A 24,315-nucleotide genomic window follows, 5' to 3' on the forward strand; every position below is an offset into this window, starting at 1 on the left:
ATCCAATATACTCCAGTTGATTCCATTACGACGCGCTTGATGTTGCAATCCTTGAGCCATTGGACAATCTCCAGGAGATCTTTTGTGAATGTCTTGAAACATCGGTTACTCTGTAGGCAGCGGTCTGCAGGCACACTCACCTGCATAAGATCTTTCCCTACATCAATGCCTGCTGTGTCAGGATGTGTAATCTCCAATCCGGAACTTTTGGTGTTTTGCTGAATTTTTCTTTTCTTTGCCATTGTAAATATAAAAAAGGAATAGTGTTTTTTAGAATGTGAATTCTGCTATACGGCCTCTATCGACCAATTTAAGTTCTTCAAAACACATGAGTCACACTTCGCATTGGCTTTGACAGGCCAGTGCAGCGATGGCTTCTATTCCGGCTCAAATTTACTAAATTGAAGCGAAAAGACTTCGCAGAAGCTGCGTGTCAGCTCACAAAAAGCTGTAAAACCGCTCGACGCGGTTTTACAGCTTGTCTTTTGTTATTTTTATTTAAGCTGGTGATGGAATCTCCATTGGGACTTCGCAGCTTGTATGGGTTTGAATCACTTGAGACTAGACCACTTGGCCTTAAATTGTTTGTGGTTAAATTCCTTGGGCTTAATTACTTGGATATAAATTAGAATATATAAAAAAACTTCTGTTTCTTATTTGGCTTATGTTCTTATGTATCAAAAAAATATGTATCAGAAAAACCGTTTCTATCAGAAAAACCGTTTGTATCAAAAAAACCGGTCCATCCGAGGATTCTCGGATGGACCGGTTAGGTTATTGTAACCTCGCGTGGAGGATAATTATCTCGCGGGGAGGGTTATCTCGCGTGGAGGTTGGGGATGTCAGACGGGTTTATGCTTTCTTTGAGCTGCGACGGGCATCGGTGAGGTAAGCGACGGGTGCTGCAACGTAGATGGTTGCGAGTGTGCCGATGATTACACCGAAGATCATTGCGAACACGAAGGAGCGGATGGCATCACCACCGAGGATGAAGATACAGAGAAGTACGAGGAGGGTTGACGATGAGGTCATGATCGTACGTCCGAGTGTTGAGTTGATTGAAGAGTTGATGGTGGTGAAGAAGTTCTGCTTGGGATAGAGACCTACATTCTCGCGGACACGGTCGAAGACCACCACGGTGTCGTTGATCTGGTAACCGATAACGGTGAGGATAGCGGCGATGAACGACTGGTCGATTTCCATTGCGAAGGGGAATACGCCCCAGAAGAGCGAGTAGAAACCGATGATGGTGAATGCGGTGAACGCAACGGCTGCGAGTGCGCCGAGCGAGAAGGCGATGTTGCGGAAACGGAGAAGGATGTAGAAGAACATGGCGAGGAGCGCGAGGATGACGGCGATATAGGCGTCAGTGCGCATGTCGTTGGCCACGGTCGGACCTACCTTCTGCGATGACATGATACCGATGTTCTCGTTGGTTGTCGAGAAGTCCTCGATGCTCATGCCGTTGAGCTCGTTCTGGAGACCCTTGTAGAGAATCTGGGTGATTTCGTTGTCGATACCCTCTTCGTCAGAGTCAATCTTATAGTTGGTTGAGATGCGGACCTTGGTGTCGTCGTCGATGGTGATGACGCTGAGCTGGGCACCGTCGAAGAGGGGTGCGAGCTGAGCCTGAAGCTCGTGGGTCTTGACGGGATGGTCAAACTGAACAACGTAGTTGCGACCACCTGAGAAGTCGATACCCTGATTGAGACCGCGGGCGAAGAAGGAGATGATGACCACGAGGACCACAGCACCTACGATTCCGAAGCTGACCTTGCGGGCGCCGAGGAAGTTGATGTTGGTGTTGGAGAACATCTTGGCCGAGAGGGGGGTGGTGAAGGTGAGCTTCTCGAAGGGTTTGGTCTTGGCACACATAATGTAGATGAGGCGTGTCAGATAAACCGCAGTGAAGAACGAGCAGATGATACCGATGATGAGGGTGGTGGCGAAGCCCTTGATGGGACCTGTACCGAAGAGGAGGAGGATCACACCGGTGATGATAGAGGTAAGGTTGGAGTCGAAGATAGCGGAGAAGGCGTTGGAGTAACCGTCGGCGATTGCGGTGCGGATGCTCTTGCCTGCGCGAAGCTCTTCCTTGGTACGCTCATAGATAAGCACATTCGCGTCGACCGCCATACCGAGTGCAAGCACGATACCGGCGATACCCGAGAGGGTCAGCACTGCCTGGAAGGAGGCGAGGATACCGAATGTGAAGAAGATGTTGAAGATAAGTGCGACGTTGGCGATGAGGCCGGGAATGAAGCCGTAGAAGAGGCACATGAAGACCATGAGGAGCACGATGGCCACGATGAATGACCACATACCGTCCTTGATGGCCTGCTCACCGAGCGACGGACCGATGACGGTGTCGGAGATGATGTCGACCTTGGCTGCCATCTTACCGCTCTTGAGCACGTTGGCAAGGTCCTTTGCCTCGTCGGTGGTGAAGTTGCCTGTAATCTGTGAACGTCCGCCCTCGATTACAGAGTTTACGTTAGGAGCTGAGTAAACCTGGTTGTCGAGCACGATTGCCACCTGCTTGTTGAGGTTGGCTGCAGTGATGCGGGCCCACTGGCGGGCTGCATCGGGCTTCATGTTCATCGAAACGTAGTTACCACCCTGCATTGCGTCGTAGTCGCTGGTGGCCGAGGTGATGACGTCGCCGCTGAGAGCGGGTTTGCCGTTGGCAGTCTTGAGGGCAACGAGCTGATAGATGTTGACGTTGCGCTTGCCACGGACAGAGTCGTCAATCTGCACGGTCTGGGGCTTGAATTCCCAAGCGAGCTTGATGTTGGCGGGGATGATGCCCTTGGCGACGGGTGATGCGAGGATTGCGTCGATGGTGTCGCGTGAGGTGTCGATTGCAGAGCCGACAGTGATTGTCGGGCCGCCTACCTGCACGAAGTAGTCGAAGAGACCCTTGCCGTTGTTGGTCGAATCGTTGCGGAGTGCGTTATCGAGGGTCTGGAGCATCGGAGCGATGTCGGCGAACTGGGCGGTCTCGTAGAATTCGAGGTTGGCGCTTGATTTGAGAAGTTCGCGGACACGGTCATGCTCTTTCACACCGGGAAGTTCGAGGAGGATTTGGCCGTCCTTTTCAAGTTCCTGGATGTTGGGGGCAACGACGCCGAACTGGTCGATACGGGTGCGGAGCACGTTGGTCGAGCTGCTGACGCGGTCTTTCACTTCCTGACGGAGTGAATTTTTGATAGCGTCGATGTTGTCGCCGCGCTTCACCTGGTCCTTGAACACGACAGAGAGGTCGCCCTGGGGGTCGAGCTTGCGGTATTCGTTGCAGAACACGTCGATGAAGTCGTTGCTCTTGTTGGCACGGGTGATTGAGTCGGCGGCGGCTACCGCACGGTCAAAGTAGGGGTTGCCCTCTGCGTTGGCCATGGAGCGAAGGATGTCGGGGACTGAAACCTGGAGGGTGACGTTCATACCCCCTTTGAGGTCAAGACCGAGGCCTACGCCGAGTTTCTGTACTTCGTTAAAGGTATAGCCTAAATAAACCTTCTCGTTAGCGATGTTTTTGATGTACTCGCTGTAGGCTTTACGTTTAGTTTCAGGGCTGTTGTTGTCCTTGGCTGCTTCGATGGCTGCATATTCGGAGGCTTTCTTCTCATAGTGGTTGGTCACCATGGTGAACGAAAGGTAGAATAAGCAGATGAGTACCATGAATATGGCAATCACGCCTGCGACAACACTTCCCAAAGATCCTTTGCTTTGCATGTGGTTAAAGTGATGTATTAAAAAGAGTTAGTGAATAATTTTTTTGATTGGTTTTCATGGAAAAAGGGAGTTGTCCCCTAATTTCAGCTTGCAAATATACGAATTTTCTTTTAATTAGCACTATTTGTGTCGGCTTTTTGCCCTATTATTTAAGCATATCGGTTGCTCACAGGTAGGGATAAAGCTAAATAATCTAAATTTTTGATGTTTTTATAGATAGATACGGCGCATTTAGTTATCTTTGTCCGTTTCAATCTGCCTGCCAACGTCAGTGACAGGATTTCTAAAAAAACACAGCAAGATATAGTTTAATGAATACATTATGCTTAAAATTGTTGCCTCTATGGATTCTACTTCTGCTCACAGGGTGCAACAGCGATTTATTTATTGACGAAGTTGACTTCCCTGAGGATAGCAGGACCGTCGTGGCTCCGGGTGAATCCGCTTCGTTCAGCTTCCCGACCGATGGTCTGAGGGAGGTCAAGGCTATGTTCTTCGGGGCTGCTTATGACTGTGTGAAATATCTCCCGTCAGGCGATGTGTTTGCCACCTATAAGGATGCTAAAGAGATGTCGCTTTTCGATGCCAGAACCTCCCAGCCGTTCATAACCAGATTGACAGCTGAGAACAGCGATGTCAGTTTTGAGATTACCGGGAGTGAGACAGGCTGGATTGAACTGAGGTCAATTGAAAATGTGTTGGGTGAGGATGCATTATGTGTAGTCCGTCTCTCATACACTTACGGCAGGGAATTTCAGATAACATTTGTCATGAAATCATCATTGGACGAGCCTCCGGTACTAAAGGTAAAAGAACTTATATATGATGCTTCGATTCGGACCAAGACAGGGAGTAATCATTATGTACAATCTGTGTTGGGCAACGCAACGAATCATCCTGTCCCTTACACTTATTCCGTGGAAAATCTATGCCGGACGATTGTAACCTTTCAGTTTTCAGATCTAAACTATGATGAGTCTAAGATTGAGTTTGGTGATTACAAGGCATTGATTCCGACATTCTCCGGTGCTGAACGCCGTGCCTCCTTCTTTGACTGCAGAGTTCCGCTGAAGACAGGAAGCCAATTTGTCGCACCTGACGATGCGTCGCTTGTCACTGCCGACAGCTTCTATAAGGTCTATGATGTGTCCGTTCCTGCGATGATGGTGGTGACAGCTTACCTCGATGTGGATAGAATCCTTATCAGCACTTCTGCGACTCTTGTGACCGAAAACACCGTTACGGGGAGCGAAAAGCGATTTGTCATGAGTGTGCATGTCTCGCAGGCTTTTGGCTACAAGATTGAGTTTAAGGATGAAAAATTCAATTACAGTTATGACGATGGAAACTAAACGCATGAAACGGATGCTCGGACTGAAAGGTGTCGCGCTTATGGTTGCACTTTCTTCCGGAATGTCGGCGATAGCCACTGAACCGATTGAAAGTGACTCATCAGCGATGGGGCGCAGTGTGGTCCATCATGTCGGGATGGATTTCCGTGGAGCATACGTTGCTCCTGCTCGCGGTGCGGTCGAGAACACATATTATGGCACTCCTGCACGCGATGCCGGAGCATCGGCCCATCTGAAATATTCATTCTCCTATTCTTCCGCCACCCGTGAAGGTCGTCTTTATCCCGGTGCATATCAGGGAATAGGCGTTGCTGCGACGACATTTTTTGACAATCAGGCTACCGGCCTACCTGTAAGTGCCTATCTGTTTCAAGGCGCGCCGATATTCAGTCTGGCTCCCGGGCTGACGTTTGACTACGAGTGGAATTTCGGTGCATCTTTCGGGTGGAAGAAGTTTACCGACAATTGGGAGCAGCCTATTAATCTGATTGTTGGTTCGCCTGTCAATGCCTATATTAATCTTGGCTTCATGTTGAGCTACAGATTGAACCGCGATTGGAAGCTGACGGCGGGTGTGGACCTCACGCATTACTCCAACGGCAACACCTCGCTCCCGAATCCCGGTGTCAACTCCATCGGCGGACGGCTTGGTGTCACCTACACCTTCGATGGTGAGAAGTCACTGCAGACGCTTGTCGACAATGCCGATACCGGATCCTTCCGTCCGCATGTCAGCTACGATTTGGTGGCCTATGGTGCAGTCCGCAAGAAGGTGCTTGATGTCAGTGGCGCTGAGATTCTGCCGGGTCACTTCGGCATCGCCGGATTGAATTTTGCTCCGATGTATAATTTCAACCGCTTTTTCCGTGTCGGTGTGTCTCTCGATGTCCAGTACGACGAGAGTTCAGACTTGAAGAAACACTGGGTAGAGGGGACGTATGGTGATGAAATCAAGTTTTACCGTCCTGACTTCTTCAGCCAGGTCTCTTGGGGACTTTCTGCGCGTGGTGAGCTTGTCATGCCGATTTTCTCGATAAATGCCGGCATGGGTTACAATTTCATTGGCAACAGTGATGCGAAGAATTTCTATCAGGTGCTTGCGTTGAAGGCATATCTGACGCGCAGTTTCTTCCTGCATATCGGCTATCAGCTCAACAGTTTCAAGAATCCTAACAATCTGATGATAGGCGTGGGCTACCGTTTCCACGACCGCCGCTGAGAATCGTAGAGAAAGGGTACAGAAATTCATAAATAACAGAAGTAACAGATTTTATTGAGCCGTTTGCGTCAAGGCGAATTCTGACCTTGGCAATTTCAATGGCAGACAATAAAATCTGTTACTTCTGTTATTTATGAATTTCTGTACCCTATAAATTATCTCTGTACCATATAAATTTTTCTGTACCCTGTTAAATTTTAAAGCAGATTATTCAGCGTCCGGATGGTCTTCGCGCCATGCCTCGTCGGGGTGACAGCCGGAGCCGTCGAAGCAATGGGTGCAGAGCTTGCATTTGGGAAGACCGATGCTCTCGATGAGATTCTCGATTTTGCTGAACTGGAGGGTGGTGAGTTCGAGCTGACGGGCTATTTCCTTGACCATGCGCTCATACTCCGGGGTGCCGGTTGTGGCGTAGATGTTGAGTTTGGCAGCATCGTCGCCTTCAAAGTCCTTGATGATGCGGCGGGTGATGAGTTCAAGGTCGCTCTTTGAGGATGTGAAGCCGATGAAGGGGCAGCCGTAGACCAGCGGTGGGCAGGAGATGCGTGCATGGACCTCCTTGGCGCCACATTCAAAGAAGGTGCGGACGTTGTCGCGGAGCTGCGTGCCACGGACGATTGAGTCGTCGCAGAACACCACACGCTTGCCGTCGAGGATGGCACGGTTGGGGATGAGTTTCATCTTGGCCACGAGGTCGCGGCGCGATTGGTTGCCCGGTGTGAAGCTTCGGGGCCATGTCGGGGTGTATTTCAACACGGCGCGACGGTAGGGGATTCCGCGCCCTTCGGCATAACCGAGGGCATGGCCTACGCCTGAATCGGGAATTCCGCATACGCAGTCAGCCTCGGTGGGATCTTCCTGACCCATCTTGCGGCCACCGGCCTCGCGGGTGTGCTCGACATTGATTCCCTCATAGTCGCTGGCGGGGAAGCCGTAGTAGACCCAGAGGAAGGAGCAGATCTGTTCGCGGCGTGCGGGAGCCTGGAGCACTTCCATGCTGTCGGCGCGCAGACGGACGATTTCGCCCGGACCTACGTCGCGCACGGTGGTGTAGCCGAGGTTGGGGAATGCGGCAGTCTCGCTTGCGGCGGCATAGCCATCCTCCTTCTTGCCGATGACGATGGGGGTGCGTCCCAGATAGTCGCGTGCGCAGATGATGCCGTCTTCCGTCAGGATGAGCATTGAGCATGAACCCTTGATTTTTTTGTAGACGAGGTTGATGCCGTCGACGAAGTCCTTGCCCATGTTGATGAGCAGCGCGACGAGTTCTGTCTGGTTGATGTTGTTGGCTGAAAGCTCGCTGAAATGCATTCGCTCGGCCAGCAGTTCTGCGGCGATGTCACGGATGTTGTTGATTTTAGCGACTGTTACTACTGCATAGCGCCCGAGATGCGAGTTGACGATGATGGGCTGAGGGTCTGTGTCGCTGATTACTCCGAGGCCCTGACATCCGACAAAGCGGTCAAGCTCGTCCTCAAATTTGGAGCGGAAATAATCGCGTTCAAGACTGTGGATTGTGCGGTTGAAGCCTTGTTCGGGGTCGAATGTGACCAGACCCGCACGTTTGGTTCCGAGGTGAGAGTGGTAGTCTGTGCCGTAAAAAAGTTCGTTGACACAGGGTTTGGTCGAAATGGAGCCGAAGAAACCTCCCATAGTGGATTTTCCTTAATGATTGGTGCTTTGAAAAATGAAAGTGCAAAGGTAAGCAAAATTTCTCAACCCTCCGCTTTCGGTATGTGGTAAAAAGACGGATTTTTTTCATTGCGCGGAAAGATTTGACAGTCCGGAGGAATTTGAGTAATTTTGCAGTCCGGAATTGAAACAACGTGTCCTGTCCCCTTGATGGAGACGGCACATGGTGCCTGCCGCCAGAGTCCTGACGCATCATCATGCTAAAGGCATATTATTTTATAACATATTATTTTAAGGTGTATCCCCGGTCGCGGACGGAGAGGCTGCAGGGCATGAATGACTACATTAACTAAAAGATTTACGATATGAAAGAATTAGCGGTACGTTACGCGGCATTTACATTCGGACTCTATCTTCTGGGTCTTGCAATCTCGCTCATTGTGGTATCATCGCTCGGGACGACCCCGATTTCCTCTCTCAACTATGTCATTTCCCTCAATACTCCGCTTTCACTCGGAATGGCCACTTTCGCTTTCAATATGGTCATCATCCTCATTCAGTTCTGGTTGCTGCGCGGTGGTCTCGGTTCGAAAAAGGACTACCTTGAGATTCTGATGCAGATTCCATTCTCACTGCTGTTTTCTGTTTTCATTGACATTAATATGTCGATGGTGGGATCGCTTCATCCTTCTGGTTATCTCTGGCGTGTCGGGGTGTTGTTGCTCGGCTGTCTTGTCCAGGCTGTCGCAGTTGTCATCGAGCTGCGTTCCAACGTGGTCATAATGAGTGCGGAGGGAGTGGTGAAATATGCTTCCCGACGCTACAATCAGGAATTCGGCAAAATGAAAGTGCGTTTTGATGTGGTGCTGGTCCTGCTCGCCGTCGGATGCTCCCTCGCAATGAGCGGACACATCGATGGAGTGCGTGAGGGCACAGTCATCGCCGCCGTTTTGACGGGAACCCTTGTCAGCTTCATAGTCACCCGTATCGTCAATCCTCTCCATCTGCGTTAGCGCATATTCGGTTGATTTTTTGTTGGAAGAGGCGCAATTTTCTCGCCGCAAGGCTGATGTTTTTGCCGGTTTTAGGCTAAAATTGTGGTTTTGGTGAGTTTTGTTTTGATTTCTAAAACTTTTTGCCTACCTTTGCGCAGTTTTTTCAACCAATATTGTTGTGGGAAAATTTTCAGAATTCCGTCTCCCCTTGAAAACCATTCCCGAAGGTGTCCAAGAGTTTGAATACCATTTAGGGAAGCAGTTTTTCGTGAACATGGAGAGCGCCGACATACACGACGCTGACCTCACGGTCAAGCTCACGGTGACTCATAAGCATGACATCTATGATCTTGCTTTCCATGTCACCGGTACTGTCACGCTCATCTGTGACCGCTGTCTCGATGACCTCATTCAGCCGATCGACGCTACCTACGATATAGCAGTCAAGTTCGGTGATGACTACTCTGAGACAGACGAGCTCCTAATCATCCCTGAGAGCGACAACTGGCTCAACGTGTCGTATATGATTTTCGACACCGCCTCGCTTGCCATCCCGGTCAAGCACGTCCATCCTCTCGGCAAGTGCAACCGCGCAATGAGCGCCCTGCTCCGCAAGCACCGCGCCACCAAGATTGACGACGAGGATGCAGAGCTTACCGACCAGCTCATGGACGAAATGGACTCGATGGAGTCAGCACCCGACACCGATGGCCCTGCTGAACCCTCGCAGCCGACCGATTCGCGGTGGGACGCTCTGAAAAAGCTCTCGTCCGAGCAATCGGGACAGGAGGGCTGACCGGTTCCCGCTCACCGACATATTCCGACTAAGATTTAGCAAATATATCTGTTTTCACATTTCATCAAGCAAAACAAAAAATAATAATAAATCATGGCACATCCTAAACGCAAGCAATCAAAGACCCGTACAGCAAAGCGTCGTACTCACGATAAGGCTGTAGTCCCCACCCTCGCCCTTTGCCCCAACTGCGGCTCATGGCATCTCTATCACACCGTGTGCGGTGAATGCGGTTACTATCGCGGACGCATCGCTATCGAAAAGACAGCTGCAGTCTAATAGCTGACGCAGACGTTTGAATCTCGCGCGGCTCCGGCAGACTTGCGGGATGAATTTATTTTCAGGAGTGTTCATCCACGGCGGGTCGGTCAGAGCCGCGCGTGGGTTTATTCCGTTACATGAACCTCCGGCTAATCTCTTAAAGAAATTTTGCTATGCTTCACGCACGAATTTCAGGACTCGCTTCCTTCGCGCCTGACGACATCCTCGATAACGACATGCTCTCGAAGATGGTCGATACCAACGACGAGTGGATCACCACCCGCGTAGGCATCAAGGAGCGCCGAATCCTCCGCGAACCCGGCAAAGGTTCGTCATATCTTGGCATCAAGGCCGTCGAGAAACTTCTCGAACGCACCGGTACCAAGCCTGAGGAAGTTGACCTTCTCATCTGTGCAACTTCCAACCCCGACTACCGTTTCCCCTCGACCGGTTCGGTGATTGCCCACCAGCTCGGTCTCAAGAACGCTTACGCCTACGACATTCAGGCCGCTTGTGCCGGTTTCCTCGTAGCGCTTGAGGACGGTTCTGCCTACGTCCGTTCAGGTCTGCGCAAGAAAGTTGTCGTTGTCGCCGCTGAAAAGATGTCGTCGATGACCAACTATCAGGACCGCGCCACCTGTCCCCTCTTCGGTGACGGTGCCGGAGCAATGCTCCTCGAACCCACTGAGGAAAATGTCGGAATCATCGACGGTGTTTTCCACGTCGACGGTGAGGGCCTCGAACACCTCTGGATGCCCGCAGGCGGCTCCGTGCTTCCCGCGTCACACGAGACAGTGGATGCACAGCAGCACTACGTCATCCAGGACGGACGCAACGTCTACAAGAACGCCGTTACCGACATGCTCGAATCATCACTTGAGGTGATGAAGCGCAACGACCTCACAGTCGACAATATCGACTGGTTCGTTTCCCACCAGGCCAACCTCCGCATCATCGAGGCCGTCGGCTCTCGCCTCGGCATCGACAATGACAAGGTTCTTGTCAACATCGAGAAGTATGGCAACACCTCTGCCGCTTCGATTCCCCTGTGTCTCGACGAATACCAGGACCGTCTGAAGAAGGGTGACCGCATCATCCTCACAGCCTTCGGTGCCGGCTTCACCTGGGGTGCGATGTATATCGTATGGGATCTTTGATAATCCTGTCCGACTTATGAAATTTAAGCAGAAATAGCATCTTTTCGGGTGCTATTTTTGTTTATATTCAAGAGCCTGTCGAACGAACGGCGGCGCAAGTCCGCAAACGGCTCAAAGTCAAATTATAATCATCAATACGAAAATCAGCGATATGGAACATAAAGCAGGATTTGTCAACATTGTCGGTAATCCTAACGTGGGAAAATCGACCCTCATGAACGACCTCGTCGGCGAACGTATCAGTATCATAACCTCCAAGGCGCAGACAACGCGCCACCGCATCATGGGCATAGTGAATACTCCGGACTATCAGATTGTATTCTCCGACACCCCCGGTGTCCTCCAGCCCAAATATAAACTTCAGGAAAGTATGCTCAATTTCAGCGAGGGTGCCCTCGTTGATGCGGATGTCCTTATCTATGTGACCGATGTGGTCGAGGATCCGTCAAAGAACGCTGACTTCCTTGCAAAAGTGGCCAAGGAAAAGATTCCCGTGCTGCTTGTCATCAACAAGATTGACCTTGTCAAGGTGCAGGTTGACCTGGAGGAACTTACCGAGCGCTGGCAGGGGATTCTCCCCAATGCCGAGATTTTCCCGGTTTCAGCGAAGGAGGGATTCAATGTCGACAATCTTGTCAAGCGCATAGTCGAGCTTCTTCCGGTTTCGGCTCCATATTTCGGAAAGGATGCGCTGACCGACAAGCCTGCCCGTTTCTTTGTCACTGAAATCATCCGAGAGAAGATTCTGACACTCTACGAGAAGGAGATACCTTACTCCGTGGAGGTCATCGTCGAGAAATTCGAGGAGAAGGAGAAGTCAATCCATATCATGGCCGTCATTTATGTCGAGCGTGATTCCCAGAAGGGTATCATCATCGGTCATCAGGGAAGCAAAATCAAGAAGGTCGGCATGGAGGCCCGAAAAGACATCGAGAAGTTCTTTGACAAGAGCGTCTTCCTCGAACTGTTCGTGAAAGTCGAGCCTAACTGGCGTAACCGTGAGAATAAACTCCGTTCCTTCGGCTATCTGGAATAGTAGGAATCGGGTGAATATAACGTTTTTGACAGCCGGCAAATTCTTAATTACAAGCATGGATGTCCGGTTGTCGTGGAGGTGTCAATCTTTTGATTGCACCTCTGTTTTTTTGCCTGTCAGGTGTCTGTTCGGTGTGCCGGGTGGCGCTATGTGATATATCAAACCGCAAAATTTACATATCCGTAACACTTTCGTGGGAAATTAACTCTGCGGGACTTGCTTGGGTGTGGCAAATGCCGTAACTTTGCTTCAAATATCAACCTTATATCTGCATACCTATTTAAATCACAATAGAGATATGGTAAGTGAATCAAAGAGAGAAAAGATAATCGCGCTCATCAACCGCGAGGTCGTTCCGGCAATCGGATGTACGGAGCCTGTCGCAGTGGCTCTTTGTGTGGCAAAAGCCACAGAACTTCTCGGCACCATGCCGTCGAGGATTGAAGTTGCCTTGAGCGGCAACATGCTGAAAAATGCCATGGGTGTCGGTATTCCGGGCACAGGTATGATCGGCTTGCCGATTGCTATGGCTCTCGGAGCGTTGGTCGGAAAATCCGCCTACGGTCTGGAGGTGCTTAAGGATGTGACTCCGGAGGCCGTCGAACTTGCATCGCGCTATATTTCCGAAGACCATATAAGCATTTCCCATGATGAGAATGCTCCTTCCAAGCTTCACGTCGACGTGACGGTGAGAGACGATGAGGGCAACCGTGTCCGCGCGATAATCTCGTGTGAACACACCCATTTCGTCCTTCTTGAGAAGAACGGCGAGACTCTGCTTCAGGAGCAGATTGCAGGGGACAGCGCTGAGAATCATGACGACATAGCGCTTGATCTCGCGACGGTCTATGAATTTGCAACGGAAACGCCGATTGATGAGATTTCATTTATCATGGAGGCAAAACGCCTCAACATGGCTGCCGCGCAGACCGCGCTCTCAGGCGACTACGGTCATTCGCTCGGTGCCACCATCCGTCGCTATGGATTGAAATATTACGGCGACACACCCGTCGAACACATGATTTCCTACACGTCGGCAGCCTGTGATGCCCGAATGGGTGGTGCGCCTGTCGCTGTCATGTCCAATTCCGGAAGCGGTAACCAGGGAATCACCGCCACTATGCCTGTTGTCAGTTTTGCGGCCGACATGGAAGCCACCGAGGAGCAGACCATCCGCGCACTTATACTGAGCCACCTCACGAGCATCTATATCAAGCAGAGTCTTGGCCGTCTGTCGGCTCTCTGCGGCTGTGTGGTCGCATCTACCGGCGCATCCGCTGCAATCGTCTATCTGATGGGCGGAGGATTCAATGAGGTCTGCGCTGCTGTCAAGAACATGGTCGCAAACCTTACGGGCATGATTTGCGACGGTGCGAAACCGTCCTGCGCATTGAAGATTTCCTCCGGAGTTTCTACAGCCATGATGTCGGCCATGCTCGCGATGAACGGCAAATGTGTCACCTCCACCGAAGGTATCATCAGCGAGGATGTCGATGCGACCATCCACAATCTCACATCCATCGGCCGCGAAGCCATGAACGAGACCGACCGTCTCGTCCTTCGCATCATGACCTCAAAATAAACCTGACTCGCCATAAAGGTATCACGCATACAGAAAACGACCGGACCCTATATTCGATTTATTTTACAGTTTTAAATCCGGATGGTAGCCGGTAAGCCGCGAAGCGGCAAAATAATCATAGCCCCACATCGAGCGAAAATGCAATGAAACCCGCAAGGCGAAATTGCATTTTCGCTCGATGTGGGGAAAAGTTATAACATCCCCCACGGGCATCGAAGATGTCCGATAATAACGCACGCCTCCGGATAATTCGAATAATTGTTGATGTGGAAAATGCCTGATATTACCTATCGCCATCCGGCAATGTGATAATATTACATCTATTTGGATGATGTTATAGTGTAATGCAGCGGTAATTCTATTAACGTTTATCCTTTTTACCATTTACGGGGAGCAACTCCCACTCAATATTCTCATCCTTAATTTCGTCAAGACTCTCGTTACCGGTTTTTAAATCTTGCACTACCTCACGATAAACTTCACGGGAGACACCGGCTTTCAACGCGTCTTCTTCTGAGATTTTCAACACGTAATGATTGCCCTCAACCTCGATATAGTCACGCAATATTGCGACCTGACGGGCCACTTCCTGTTGTTCAGGTGTGAGAACCGGAACGGAGATTGAATCCATATCGATGCTGTCAGTCCTGACAGTCGCTCGCTCTGCATCAACGATGCTTTTTACAGCCACATCCTTGCAGGAGGGAAGCAATATCAATGTTAAGATCGCTCCTGACAAAAATATCAAATTCTTCATTGTGATTGGTTTATAGTTGGGTTTGACATTTGCAAATATAAGGTCCGACCGTTTTATATTCTTATCTAAAAGATTTATTATATTTTTCGTTATACTCGTTTATGATTTCATCGATAAGATACAAATCACTACGGCAATGCAGGTCAGCAATATTTTGGTCAATCAGAGAAAGGGTCTGAGATGTATATACCATGTCCAGCGCCTTTTCCAAAGAAATGCTGAGCTTTTTTGCTATTCCCTCAATGATTCGGGCATATTTCATTTGTAGAACAGTCTGTTTTCCGGTCATAGTCTAAAGCCTGATTGAGTTTATGAATTTAAGATGGTTGTCAATAACTTTTTGGTCAAGCAGACATATCTGATTGTTTGGCTTTTCGAAACGCAAACGTCCGAGCGCTTCTTCCTTAGTGATATCGCCTGAGAAATAAAGGTCGATCGTACGGAAAATCTTATCATCGGCCACGCCTCCTTCCACCACGCTGTAAGTAATAGACGGTAGTTTTCCTGCACGATTATCCATCACGAAATCAAGCCATTCCTCGTTGTAATCACAGAATTGCTTTGTGATTACATTTTCCGGAAGATCATCGAGATCATATATATTAAGGATAGCATCTTTTCCCCTTAATTTGAATCTGTCACCATACTTTTCTGCTTGTTCACGCAGTTTGGTCACATAGAATCCTTTTCCGAAATCAAGCCCTTCGCGTGAAAATCTTATGTCAGGCTTTATGATTTCAATATTTGAAGTGTGATAGACTATCATTTGATGACTCCTTTCTCCCGCATATAGTCCACGATTTCAGTTGTGATATACTGCCCGCTGAAGGTGTGCAGCACATCATATCCCGGTATGATATATTCGGTAAGTATGCCGGAGGTTTTCAACATCCTATAGACAGTCTGCTGGTCCAGGTGAAGAAACTCCGCGACATTTCCGATGCAATATGTCACGAAATCAAGTTGGTCATGAGTCATGGGGCGGAATGGTTTTTATTGGGGTTAGAGTCGGAACGACATTTGCAAATATAAGGAGTTTTATCATAAAAAGCAACCCCTCCGCGATTGTCCGGGTGACGGTTGCGGAGGGGAATGATGTTTTGTATGACTGAAGAATTTAGAAGATTATCTGGAGACGGGCCTCGATGGTGTTGACGTGGCGTTTGGGGAGCATGTTTTCAACTTCGCGGTCACGCACTGTCGTGTAGGAGTAACGCAGACGGGCAAGCATCCATGAGTTGATATAGTAGTTGAAGGTGCAGTTGACATCGTGCATGATACCGCCCATCACCTTGGCTTTCGCATCGGAGGCATTGGTGTAGTTGTAGCCGAGGACAAATTCGAGAGAACCTTTTGCGGGGGTCGCCACGCCGGCATCAGCGTGAGAATAGGTGTATTGCGAACCGATGAGAAGTGTGCGGACCATTCCGTAGGCACCCTGTGCCGTATAGTTTTTGAAACCGTCCTTGCGGGCCACGTTCATATAGTAGTACTGCGCCTCAAGAGCCCAGTTGCCTTTTATCAACAGGAGTTCGGGAGTCATTTTGAACAGGCCGCGGGCATTGGTGATGTTCGACGACAGGAGGGGCACCTTCGAGACTCGGCTCGGGAAGTTGGCCGTGTAGTCAAAGCCTGTATGATCATCGGAAGTCGGCGATGAATAGTTGAATGACGAGCCAATCTGGATGACATCGCCGTCGGCATGACGCGGACGCCACACGAGGCGGGTCTGTGCGCCCCAGGCCTGTTTGCCCATCGCAGTTGCGTTCTGAGTCATAGAGGCGGCTTCGCTGAAAATTGATGTTCCTGCGAAATACTGGTCTTTGTCGAATACCCACATGGCAGCGAGTAGTCGCGGATTGGCATAGAAGAACTCGTTGGAGGTCGGTTCCTCGTAGGTCTGCTTCATGGATGAGCTTGTCTCGGAATTCAGACCCCATTGTGGGACAAAGTAACCGACGCGGATGAGGTTGGAGGGGTTGAAGTCATATTCAAGATAAGTGTCCTTCAGACCGACCTTTCCGTAGGCGAAGCCGACGTCGACTTTGGCTTTCCATTTGCCATAGCTTGCTTTCGCGCCGAGACGGACATCGGGGATGGCGACGCCATTGACGAATTTTGTGTCACCGGCCTCTTCGGCACCGGTGTTTCCGCCGAGATAGACGGCTCCGTCCATGAGTATGCGGCCTGTCGGTTTGACTGTGAATTTCGGCTCATCGTCATCTGCCATGACGGTCAGTGAGCATAATGCGGTTGCAGCGAGTGCTAAAACGATACTTTTCATAGCGGACATGTTTTTCAGTAGAAGTAAAAAAGAAGCTTGAGTGGAGTATGATAGAATTGATGTCGCCGTGTGTGATATACGCGGACGTGTGTGTTGGAGTTCTGTAGTAAACGTGAGTGAGGAGAGAGGAGAAGAGTTCAGGGATTGTAGCGTATGGGGGCTGATGTCAGTTATCAGTCGGTTGTTGTGGGAGTGGGGACGGGTGTGCCCTTTGCAACCTTACCGGCTTTTTTCAACTGCTTGAATTCCTTCTTGGCTTTTTCGAGCTGGGCCTGGAACTGGGGGTCGGCATGGAGGCGGGCTACAGTGACTGCGCCGGTGATGCGTCCTGCATCGACATCGCTTTGGAAATGATAGCCGCAGATGACACGGCTCTCGCCCATCTCATATCCGCGTTTGAGGATTTCATTCTGGCGTTCGGGATTGATTTCTGCAAGGACGAGTGCGGTTGCCCATCCGATTGATGTGTGGCCTGAGGGATAGGAGCCGTTGGTCGACAGTTCCTCCTGCTGCTCGGGGTTGCAGGTGTCTTCTTCGTAGAAGGAGAACGGACGCTGACGGTTGTAGTAGTTCTTTGCCTCGCGTGTTCCGAGGTCTCCGGCATCTTCCCTCATGCCGACGACGAGTTTCAGAATTTCAGGGGTGTCCTCATTGATTTCGACACCGAATGCCTCGGAGAATGCTTCGGGAACACCGTTACCTTCCACTCTTGCGTCGGTGACAGCCTGATCGCCACGGGGAGTGTTGCGCATGGTCTTGCCCCATGTGTAGCGGGCCTGGTCATTGAGGAAGGTGATTGATGCGCCGTCCGGTGGAGGTGGAAGGAGGAGGTAGCTGTTGGGGACATCGCCTTCCTGCAGGAAGAACACATCAGGATTGGTGCGGTGGTCCTTTACTTTCTTGGCGGGTGCGTCTTGTGCGAATGCTACAGATGCGGTCATTGCCATCAGGATGGCGCAGGCCGATGTGCGGAACATAGAAACGAATGAGGTCTTCATGTTGGTTGATGTTTTTTAGTTTTTTAGAAGAAGTAGATTCGTAAGTTAAGTAAGGAGAGGAGTTGCGGCCGTGCGATGAATTAGGGATACCAAGTTGCGGTCGTTTTATAAAAAAACGCATGGTTTTTCAATTGGTTTAAGGTTTATTTATGTTCTTTAGCATGTTATCAGAAAAAGTCGCGGGTCTATGGATAAAATCAGCCCCTGCATCCGATTGAGGTTGCAGGGGCTGAAGATATAAGGTCGGGTTTTCAGGAACAGGAATTAGATCCAGCGCACGAATGCGAAATCCTGACGGTGGGGAAGTGCGGGATTAGTGGGATAGAGGCGGTAGCTGTAGCGGAACACACCCGGGTCACGGAACTTGTCGGTGAGCTGGAATGTCACGATGTTGCCATCCTTGCTGATAACCTTGAAGGGAATGCTGCCGATGCGGCTTTCCTGATTGTCGTGAACCTTGTCGATGACGAGTTCGAGAGCGAGGTCATCAGCGAGGCCGTTGGCGTCAATCTTGATGGTGGTGACATACTGCTGACCGCTTTCAGTGTGCTGGGTAAGGTCGCGGTCGGTAGATACTTCGAGAACCTTGATGCCATCCCATGCGGCTGCGACTTTCTCTTTCCATGCTGCGATTTCCTTAGCGAGCTTGTTGTTGTCGGCAGAGAGCTTGTGGAAACGCTTTGCTTCGGGATCGTAGAAACGGTCGATGTAGTCCTCGATCATGCGCTGCATGGTGTACTGCGGAGCGATGTGGCCGATTGAACGCTTGATGTACTGGATCCACTCGGGAGAATATCCCTTCGAGTTCTTTGCGAAGTAGAGGGGGATAATCTCGTTTTCAAGCATTGAGTAGATGGTAGCTGCGTCGAGTTTGTCCTGCTGGCTCTGGTCGGTGAAGGTGCGCTTGTCGGTGAGGGCCCATCCGGCCTTTTCATCGAGCTTGTAGCCTTCATACCACCATCCGTCGAGCACTGAGAAGTTGAGCACACCGTTCATCTCGGCCTTTTCGCCTGATGTACCGGATGCCTCGAGGGGACGGGTCGGGGTGTTGAGCCAGATGTCGACACCGGTCACGAGACGCTTGGCAACAATCATGTTGTAGTCCTCAAGGAAGATAATCTTGCCCTGGAACTGAGGCATACGCGAGATTTCGGTGATGCGCTTGATGAGGCCCTGGCCTGCGCCGTCGGCGGGGTGTGCCTTACCCGAGAAGATGAACTGCACGGGGAACTGCTCGTTGTTGACGATGCGGGCGAGACGGTCGAGGTCGGTGAAGAGAAGGTGTGCACGCTTGTAGGTTGCGAAACGGCGTGCGAAACCGATGATGAGGGCGTTGGGGTTGATGCGCTCGAGAATCTTGATTACGGCTGAGGGATCGCCCTGGTTGGCAAGCCACTTGGCCTTGAAGTCACGCTTCACGAAGTTGATGAACTTGTTCTTCATCATTGTGCGCATGTTCCAGATCTCTTCATCTTTCACCTTGAAGATGCCTTCCCAAGCCTTGGGATCGCTCTGGTGGTCAAACACCTGGTCGCCGAGTTTCTCAGAGTAGAAAGCCTTCCATTCGCTGGCAGCCCAAGTCGGCATGTGGACACCGTTGGTGACGTAGCCTACATGGCTTTCTTCCCATGAGTAGCCTTTCCATACACCTGCGAACATCTTCTTCGAGACTTCGCCGTGGAGCCAGCTCACACCGTTGGCTTCCTGACAGGTGTTGAGAGCGAACACGCTCATTGAGAAGCGGTCCTGGCTGTCGGGGTTCTCGCGGCCCATGTTCATGAGGTCCTGCCAAGAGATGCCGAGACGGCCGGGGAATTCGTTGAGATATTTGTGGGCGAGACCCTCGTCGAAGTAGTCGTGGCCTGCGGGTACGGGAGTGTGTACGGTATAGAGGCTTGACGAACGGACGAGCTCGAGAGCTGAGTTGAAGTCGAGGCCTTTCTCAACGTAGTCAACGAGACGCTGGAGGTTGAGGAGGGCGGCGTGGCCTTCGTTAGCGTGGTAGATGGTGTTGTTGATGCCGAGCTTCTTGAGAGCGAGCACACCGCCGATGCCGAGGAGGTATTCCTGCTTGATGCGGTTTTCCCAGTCGCCACCGTAGAGCTGGTGGGTGATGGGGCGGTCCCATTCGCTGTTCATGTCGAAGTCAGTGTCGAGAAGGTAGAGCTTCATGCGGCCTACGTTCACACGCCAGATGTGGCTGTAGATGATGCGGCCGGGGAAGGGCACTTCAAGAATCATGGGATGGCCGTTGCCGTCGGTCACCTGCTCGATGGGGAGCTGGTTGAAGTTCTGGGGCTCGTAGTTGGCAATCTGCTGGCCGTCTACGCTGAGTGACTGGGTGAAGTAGCCATAGCGGTAGAGGAAGCCGATGGCTGTCATGTCGACGCAACTGTCGGATGCTTCCTTGATGTAGTCACCGGCGAGTACGCCGAGACCACCGGAGTAGATCTTAAGGCAGTTGCAGAGGCCATATTCCATCGAGAAGTAAGATACCGAGGGAATATCCTTGCGCATGGGCTTGGCCATGTAGTCGTTGAACATGTCAAATACCACCTTGATGCGTTCCATCATTTCGCCGTCCTTCATCACTTCTTCGAGGCGCTCGTTGGAGAGCTGCTGGAGAAGCATTACGGGGTTTTCGCCGGTTGCACGCCAGAGGTCGGGATCAAGGTCGCGGAAGAGGTTCTTCGCTGCACTGTTCCACACCCACCAAAGGTTGCGTGAGAGGGTTTCAAGGGGTTTCAATGCCTCGGGGAGCACAGATTTAACTGTGATGTCGCGCCACACGGGGGCATTAGTTTTGCTTACGGGCAGTTTCATATTCTTAAAAGGTTATGTTTCTTGATATGATTGTGTAAGATGATGTTGTCAATATCCTTACGCAATTAGATCGGATAGATCAGAGACTGAATGGTGTGTTGAAGTATTACTCTAATCAGCTGTGGATTCTGTCTCAAAGAGATTGTCTACTTGCTCTTTTTCGCAGCGGGAGTCCTTTCCTCCGCTTTCGAGAGGGCGAGGGCGTAGGCTTCGTCGTAGTAGACCATGAATTTCGGCCATGCGGCTTCCGATGCGGTGTGCATGGCGGCCTTATGGATTTTCTTAATCTCTTTTTCGTCAGCGCAAGTCAGGTATTCGAGGGAATGGGCAATGTTGTCTACAACGCTCTCATAGTTCGAATCACCGCGGCCGATCACGTTCACTCCACATTCGTCGAAATAATTCTCTGAGGTCTTGAGTGCCCACTGGCCGAAGCCGGAGAGGGAGGTGGTGACGGTGGGAACACCGAAGGCAACGCTTTCAAGCGGCGTGTAGCCCCACGGCTCATAGTAGGAGGGGAAGACGGTCGCGTCGGCGCCGGGAAGAAGGTCGTAGTACGAGAGATTGAACACTCCGTCGTTGCCGTTGAGATAGCAGGGGACGTAGATGACTGTCACTCTCGGGTCCTGATTGGCGAATCCGAGCTGGTGCATACGGCAGTTGACCGCATCAGAGTCCGGATTGTTGAGCCAATGGGTGAGAACCGGATCGGCAAGGGCCTGCTCATCGTTGACGAAGGGTGTATTGTTCATCCCTGCGATGCGGTCGGTGAGGTCTTTGCGCGCTTCCTTTGCCCATGCGGGAACCATGACGAATGCAAGCACGTCGCGGCAGAGTTTGCGGTTTCTGAGCTTGTCGCATACGTCAAGGAAGAGGTCGAGACCCTTGTTGCGGTATTCGCAGCGTCCGCTGGTGACGACGATGAAAGTGTTGTCGTCCATGCGTTTGCCGGTGAGGGCCGATGCGACGGTGAGCATACGGTCGCGGGCCTGCTTGCGGGCTGCGGGGAATTTAGAGGGTGAGGGAACGAAGTTCTTTTCAAATCCGTTGGGGGTCACAACGTCGGGGCGGCGTTCGAGAAGCTGCTCACACTCGGCGGCGGTGATGTCGCTCACGGTGGTGAACACGTCGGCAGCGTGTGCCGCGCGCTTTTCAAGCGAGTGTTTGGCCTCCATGTTGAGTTCGCGGGCCATCTGGTCGCCGTTGTATCCCTTGAGGTAATCGTAGAGGGGTTTGTTGTTACCGCAGATGCTGCGGCCGATGCTGGTGGCGTGGGTGGTGAAGACGGTTGCAACCTGAGGGAGTTTCCATTTCACATAGAGGAGTCCCATTCCGGTTGTCCACTCGTCGAAGTGAGCCACGATGCGGCTGCGGTGTTTGCGGGAGATTCTGCCTGTCGGGGTGAGCTTGGCGCCATAGCCGCTTGCGATTATCGACTCGATGACCACTCCGGCGGCATGGGCGAAGGCGCAACCTTCGTCGTAATCGCCGTAGGCGTGAAGAGAATCGACGCCGAAGCGCTTCCACATCTCTCCGTAGAATTCATCCTTTACAGCATACATGCCGTCGAATTTCACAAGCACTGCGATAGGACGGCCGGGTATATCCCAGCGGCCCACTCTGACGCTCACTCCTTCGGGGAGCTTGGCGGTCTTTGACCATGAAGAGAGACCTTCAACGTTGCACTCTGTGAACCAGGGCGAGGGGTTCTCTTCGGTCCAGACATCGGGGCCGATAAAAACGGTCTTGTCGTTATAAAGTTTCTGAAGTGTCTTGGCCTTCGTGGACAGGACGGTGTAAATCCCGCCAATCTTGTTACATACCTCCCAGCTAACCTCAAACAAGAGGTCGACCTGAGGTGCAGCAGGTGTAATGTCCATCATTCTTCTGATATATTTACGTTTTCGAGGCGCAAAGTTACGCATTTTTTTGTAAATATCAGCAAGATACAAGAAAAATGACATGAAAAACCGCTCTGGAGGCCCCGACAGCCTCCAAGGGAGTGCCTGAAAGTGGTGTCGGGCTGCCCGGTTTTGGCTATTAGCGGGAGATTCCTTATATTTGCACTGATTTAGCGTAGTTTTTACATAAAATTATCGGTAATTTACGAATTTTTAACAATAAACAAACCATGAAGAAATCAGTTATTGCATTACTGCTTGCATGTGCGATCGGTGGCGGTGGCCTGGCCGGGACCGCTTCGGCACAGTCCAAATCCGCAAAGGAGAAGATCGCGGGCTACACTCAGGATGCCGAAAAGGCTTGGGCCGAACTCTATCCCGAAATCGAGAAGGCCATCAAGACCCCGACTTTCCGCGACAAGGATTATCCCATCTTCAAGTATGGAAAGAAGTCGAACACCGAGGGCTATCTCTATACCGAGCTTATCAACAAGGTCATTGACCGTTGCTCGCGTGAAGGCGGTGGCCGTGTCATCATCCCTGCGGGTACATGGCTCACAGGCCCCATCACTCTCAAGAGCAATGTGAATCTCCATCTCGAAGAGGGTGCCACACTCCTTTTCACTCCCGACCTCAAGGAGTATCCCATCGTCCGCACCCGTTGGGAAGGTGTCGATTGCTATAACTATCAGCCTATGGTCTATGCCTATCAGCAGCAGAACATCGCCATTACCGGCAAGGGTACGCTCGACGGTGGCGGCAAGTTTGAAAACTGGTGGCGCATGTGTGGCGCACCCCACTTTGGCTGGAAGGAAGGCATCGTCTCCCAGAAGATAGGCCGTCCGCTCCTCCTCGAATGGAACGAGAAGGGTGTGCCTGTCGAGCAGCGCATCCTCGGCGACGGCTACGGTATGCGTGTGCAGCTCGTCAATCCCATGGAGTGCAAGGATGTGCTCATCGAGGGTGTCACCATGCTCCGCTCACCCTTCTGGGTTATCCATCCCGCTCTCTGCGACAATGTGATTGTCCGCAACGTGCATGTCCAGAACGAAGGCCCCAACGGCGACGGCTGTGACCCCGATGCCTGCAAGAATGTGCTCATCGAAGGCTGCTATTTCGACACCGGTGATGACTGCATCGCTATCAAGAGCGGTCGTAACCGCGACGGTCGCGACGGTCGTCCCTCCGAGAATATCATCGTGCGCAACTGCCGTATGAAGAACGGTCACGGCGGCGTCGTTGTCGGCAGCGAGATTTCAGGCGGCTACCGTAACCTCTTCGTGGAGAACTGCCAGATGGATTCGCCCTTGCTTGACCGCGTCATCCGCATCAAGACCAACAACTGCCGTGGCGGTATCATCGAGAATATCTATGTCCGCAACGTTGAGGTCGGTCAGTGCAAGGAAGCTGTCCTGAAAATCAATCTCATCTATGATCCGAAAGAAATCTGCAACCGTGGCTATGCTCCTATCGTGCGCAATGTCTATCTCGACAACGTGAACTGCAAGAAGAGCCAGTATGGTGTCTATATCGATGCTTACGATGACCGCTGCAACGTGACTAACATTGAGGTGAAGAATTCGAGCTTCGACGGTGTGGAGAAGGGTGCTTTCCTCCTCAACGGTCAGGCTGCCGACCTCCGCTTCACCAACCTCAAGATTAACGGCAACGCAATGTAAGAAAAATCCTTCGCTCTGAAAATCCCTGACTGAGAAGGGGCGGATAAGCCCCCCGTCTGAGAAGGGTACATAGGACAGAAGGTCAGAAGAAACAGAAGTTTTTTATTTCAG

The 24,315-nt window shown here is 51.3% G+C and carries 19 protein-coding genes and 1 pseudogene; 9 read left to right on the forward strand and 11 right to left on the reverse strand.

Annotated features, from left to right (window positions below):
- Together QZ310_RS12665 and secD are read right to left on the reverse strand one after the other, a co-directional pair.
- Positions 1-242, reverse strand: a pseudogene (locus QZ310_RS12665) (IS110 family transposase); the annotation flags it as partial.
- Between the two features lie 610 nt (positions 243-852).
- Positions 853-3,732: a protein translocase subunit SecD gene (gene secD / locus QZ310_RS12670; RefSeq protein WP_297073426.1), complete on the reverse strand. Its 2,880-nt coding sequence runs from the start codon at positions 3,730-3,732 to the stop codon at positions 853-855.
- A 332-nt stretch (positions 3,733-4,064) separates the two neighbouring features.
- Here secD and QZ310_RS12675 point away from each other — a divergent pair, with 332 nt between their 5' ends.
- Positions 4,065-5,084 (forward strand): hypothetical protein, encoded by a 1,020-nt coding sequence (locus tag QZ310_RS12675; protein ID WP_297073429.1) that lies wholly within the window; start codon positions 4,065-4,067, stop codon positions 5,082-5,084.
- On the forward strand, positions 5,074-6,303 hold the full coding sequence (locus QZ310_RS12680) for an acyloxyacyl hydrolase (protein WP_297073430.1): 1,230 nt from the start codon (positions 5,074-5,076) through the stop codon (positions 6,301-6,303). Before QZ310_RS12675 ends, QZ310_RS12680 begins: the two co-directional genes overlap by 11 nt.
- A gap of 207 nt (positions 6,304-6,510) precedes the next feature.
- Here the strand turns inward: QZ310_RS12680 and QZ310_RS12685 are convergent, their stop codons facing one another.
- Positions 6,511-7,956: an amidophosphoribosyltransferase gene (locus QZ310_RS12685; protein ID WP_297073432.1), complete on the reverse strand. Its 1,446-nt coding sequence runs from the start codon at positions 7,954-7,956 to the stop codon at positions 6,511-6,513.
- Positions 7,957-8,300: 344 nt separating this feature from the next.
- On the opposite strand from QZ310_RS12685, the gene QZ310_RS12690 reads away from it, so the two are divergent.
- The 6 genes from QZ310_RS12690 (at position 8,301) to QZ310_RS12715 (ending at position 13,762) form a co-directional block, all read left to right on the forward strand.
- Entirely contained in the window at positions 8,301-8,948 is a 648-nt protein-coding gene (locus QZ310_RS12690; RefSeq protein WP_297073434.1) for a DUF6198 family protein, read from the forward strand.
- 160 nt (positions 8,949-9,108) lie between these two features.
- The gene (locus QZ310_RS12695) at positions 9,109-9,726 is read left to right on the forward strand and encodes a DUF177 domain-containing protein (protein WP_297073436.1); all 618 of its coding nucleotides are present in this window, start codon (positions 9,109-9,111) and stop codon (positions 9,724-9,726) included.
- A 93-nt stretch (positions 9,727-9,819) separates the two neighbouring features.
- Entirely contained in the window at positions 9,820-10,005 is a 186-nt protein-coding gene (gene rpmF / locus QZ310_RS12700; RefSeq protein ID WP_107032267.1) for a 50S ribosomal protein L32, read from the forward strand.
- A gap of 155 nt (positions 10,006-10,160) precedes the next feature.
- Complete coding sequence (locus tag QZ310_RS12705; protein ID WP_297073438.1) at positions 10,161-11,144, forward strand: beta-ketoacyl-ACP synthase III; 984 nt, start codon at positions 10,161-10,163, stop codon at positions 11,142-11,144.
- A 151-nt stretch (positions 11,145-11,295) separates the two neighbouring features.
- Positions 11,296-12,180 carry a GTPase Era gene (gene era / locus QZ310_RS12710; protein ID WP_297073441.1) on the forward strand — a complete coding sequence of 295 codons (885 nt, stop codon included), beginning with the start codon at positions 11,296-11,298 and terminating at the stop codon, positions 12,178-12,180.
- A 298-nt stretch (positions 12,181-12,478) separates the two neighbouring features.
- The gene (locus QZ310_RS12715; protein ID WP_297073443.1) at positions 12,479-13,762 is read left to right on the forward strand and encodes a serine dehydratase subunit alpha family protein; all 1,284 of its coding nucleotides are present in this window, start codon (positions 12,479-12,481) and stop codon (positions 13,760-13,762) included.
- A 361-nt stretch (positions 13,763-14,123) separates the two neighbouring features.
- Here QZ310_RS12715 and QZ310_RS12720 read toward each other — a convergent pair whose 3' ends face one another.
- From QZ310_RS12720 to QZ310_RS12755, 8 genes are all read right to left on the reverse strand, one after another.
- On the reverse strand, positions 14,124-14,519 hold the full coding sequence (locus QZ310_RS12720) for a hypothetical protein (protein ID WP_297073445.1): 396 nt from the start codon (positions 14,517-14,519) through the stop codon (positions 14,124-14,126).
- 61 nt (positions 14,520-14,580) lie between these two features.
- Complete coding sequence (locus QZ310_RS12725) at positions 14,581-14,808, reverse strand: DUF3791 domain-containing protein (RefSeq protein WP_297073447.1); 228 nt, start codon at positions 14,806-14,808, stop codon at positions 14,581-14,583.
- Positions 14,809-14,811: 3 nt separating this feature from the next.
- Complete coding sequence (locus tag QZ310_RS12730; RefSeq protein WP_297073450.1) at positions 14,812-15,285, reverse strand: DUF3990 domain-containing protein; 474 nt, start codon at positions 15,283-15,285, stop codon at positions 14,812-14,814.
- Complete coding sequence (locus QZ310_RS12735) at positions 15,282-15,497, reverse strand: DUF3791 domain-containing protein (RefSeq protein WP_297073452.1); 216 nt, start codon at positions 15,495-15,497, stop codon at positions 15,282-15,284. Before QZ310_RS12735 ends, QZ310_RS12730 begins: the two co-directional genes overlap by 4 nt.
- Positions 15,498-15,636: 139 nt before the next feature.
- Positions 15,637-16,803, reverse strand: coding sequence for a porin (locus QZ310_RS12740; protein WP_297073455.1), 1,167 nt, complete (start codon positions 16,801-16,803; stop codon positions 15,637-15,639).
- Positions 16,804-16,976: 173 nt separating this feature from the next.
- A complete protein-coding gene (locus QZ310_RS12745; protein ID WP_297073461.1) occupies positions 16,977-17,780 on the reverse strand; it encodes a phosphatase PAP2 family protein in 804 nt (267 codons plus the stop codon).
- Positions 17,781-18,065: 285 nt separating this feature from the next.
- Positions 18,066-20,624: an alpha-glucan family phosphorylase gene (gene glgP, locus QZ310_RS12750; protein WP_297073457.1), complete on the reverse strand. Its 2,559-nt coding sequence runs from the start codon at positions 20,622-20,624 to the stop codon at positions 18,066-18,068.
- A 146-nt stretch (positions 20,625-20,770) separates the two neighbouring features.
- Complete coding sequence (locus QZ310_RS12755) at positions 20,771-22,504, reverse strand: glycosyltransferase (RefSeq protein WP_297073463.1); 1,734 nt, start codon at positions 22,502-22,504, stop codon at positions 20,771-20,773.
- Positions 22,505-22,755: 251 nt separating this feature from the next.
- Between QZ310_RS12755 and QZ310_RS12760 the strand changes: the two genes are divergently transcribed.
- Positions 22,756-24,204 carry a glycoside hydrolase family 28 protein gene (locus QZ310_RS12760; RefSeq protein ID WP_297073459.1) on the forward strand — a complete coding sequence of 483 codons (1,449 nt, stop codon included), beginning with the start codon at positions 22,756-22,758 and terminating at the stop codon, positions 24,202-24,204.
- Positions 24,205-24,315 lie beyond the last annotated feature (111 nt).

Source organism: uncultured Duncaniella sp. (assembly GCF_910577345.1).
Taxonomy (GTDB): domain Bacteria; phylum Bacteroidota; class Bacteroidia; order Bacteroidales; family Muribaculaceae; genus Duncaniella.

Excerpts from the sequence above, each read along its gene's own strand:
- QZ310_RS12705 (WP_297073438.1), top strand. The coding sequence starts at position 10,161 with ATGCTTCACGCACGAATTTCAGGACTCGCTTCCTTCGCGCCTGACGAC.
- QZ310_RS12725 (WP_297073447.1), bottom strand. The coding sequence starts at position 14,808 with ATGACCGGAAAACAGACTGTTCTACAAATGAAATATGCCCGAATCATT.
- QZ310_RS12720 (WP_297073445.1), bottom strand. The coding sequence starts at position 14,519 with ATGAAGAATTTGATATTTTTGTCAGGAGCGATCTTAACATTGATATTG.
- QZ310_RS12760 (WP_297073459.1), top strand. The coding sequence starts at position 22,756 with ATGAAGAAATCAGTTATTGCATTACTGCTTGCATGTGCGATCGGTGGC.
- QZ310_RS12730 (WP_297073450.1), bottom strand. The coding sequence starts at position 15,285 with ATGATAGTCTATCACACTTCAAATATTGAAATCATAAAGCCTGACATA.
- QZ310_RS12740 (WP_297073455.1), bottom strand. The coding sequence starts at position 16,803 with ATGAAAAGTATCGTTTTAGCACTCGCTGCAACCGCATTATGCTCACTG.
- QZ310_RS12715 (WP_297073443.1), top strand. The coding sequence starts at position 12,479 with ATGGTAAGTGAATCAAAGAGAGAAAAGATAATCGCGCTCATCAACCGC.
- QZ310_RS12680 (WP_297073430.1), top strand. The coding sequence starts at position 5,074 with ATGGAAACTAAACGCATGAAACGGATGCTCGGACTGAAAGGTGTCGCG.
- QZ310_RS12735 (WP_297073452.1), bottom strand. The coding sequence starts at position 15,497 with ATGACTCATGACCAACTTGATTTCGTGACATATTGCATCGGAAATGTC.
- glgP (WP_297073457.1), bottom strand. The coding sequence starts at position 20,624 with ATGAAACTGCCCGTAAGCAAAACTAATGCCCCCGTGTGGCGCGACATC.
- QZ310_RS12745 (WP_297073461.1), bottom strand. The coding sequence starts at position 17,780 with ATGTTCCGCACATCGGCCTGCGCCATCCTGATGGCAATGACCGCATCT.
- QZ310_RS12690 (WP_297073434.1), top strand. The coding sequence starts at position 8,301 with ATGAAAGAATTAGCGGTACGTTACGCGGCATTTACATTCGGACTCTAT.
- rpmF (WP_107032267.1), top strand. The coding sequence starts at position 9,820 with ATGGCACATCCTAAACGCAAGCAATCAAAGACCCGTACAGCAAAGCGT.
- QZ310_RS12755 (WP_297073463.1), bottom strand. The coding sequence starts at position 22,504 with ATGGACATTACACCTGCTGCACCTCAGGTCGACCTCTTGTTTGAGGTT.
- era (WP_297073441.1), top strand. The coding sequence starts at position 11,296 with ATGGAACATAAAGCAGGATTTGTCAACATTGTCGGTAATCCTAACGTG.
- secD (WP_297073426.1), bottom strand. The coding sequence starts at position 3,732 with ATGCAAAGCAAAGGATCTTTGGGAAGTGTTGTCGCAGGCGTGATTGCC.
- QZ310_RS12685 (WP_297073432.1), bottom strand. The coding sequence starts at position 7,956 with ATGGGAGGTTTCTTCGGCTCCATTTCGACCAAACCCTGTGTCAACGAA.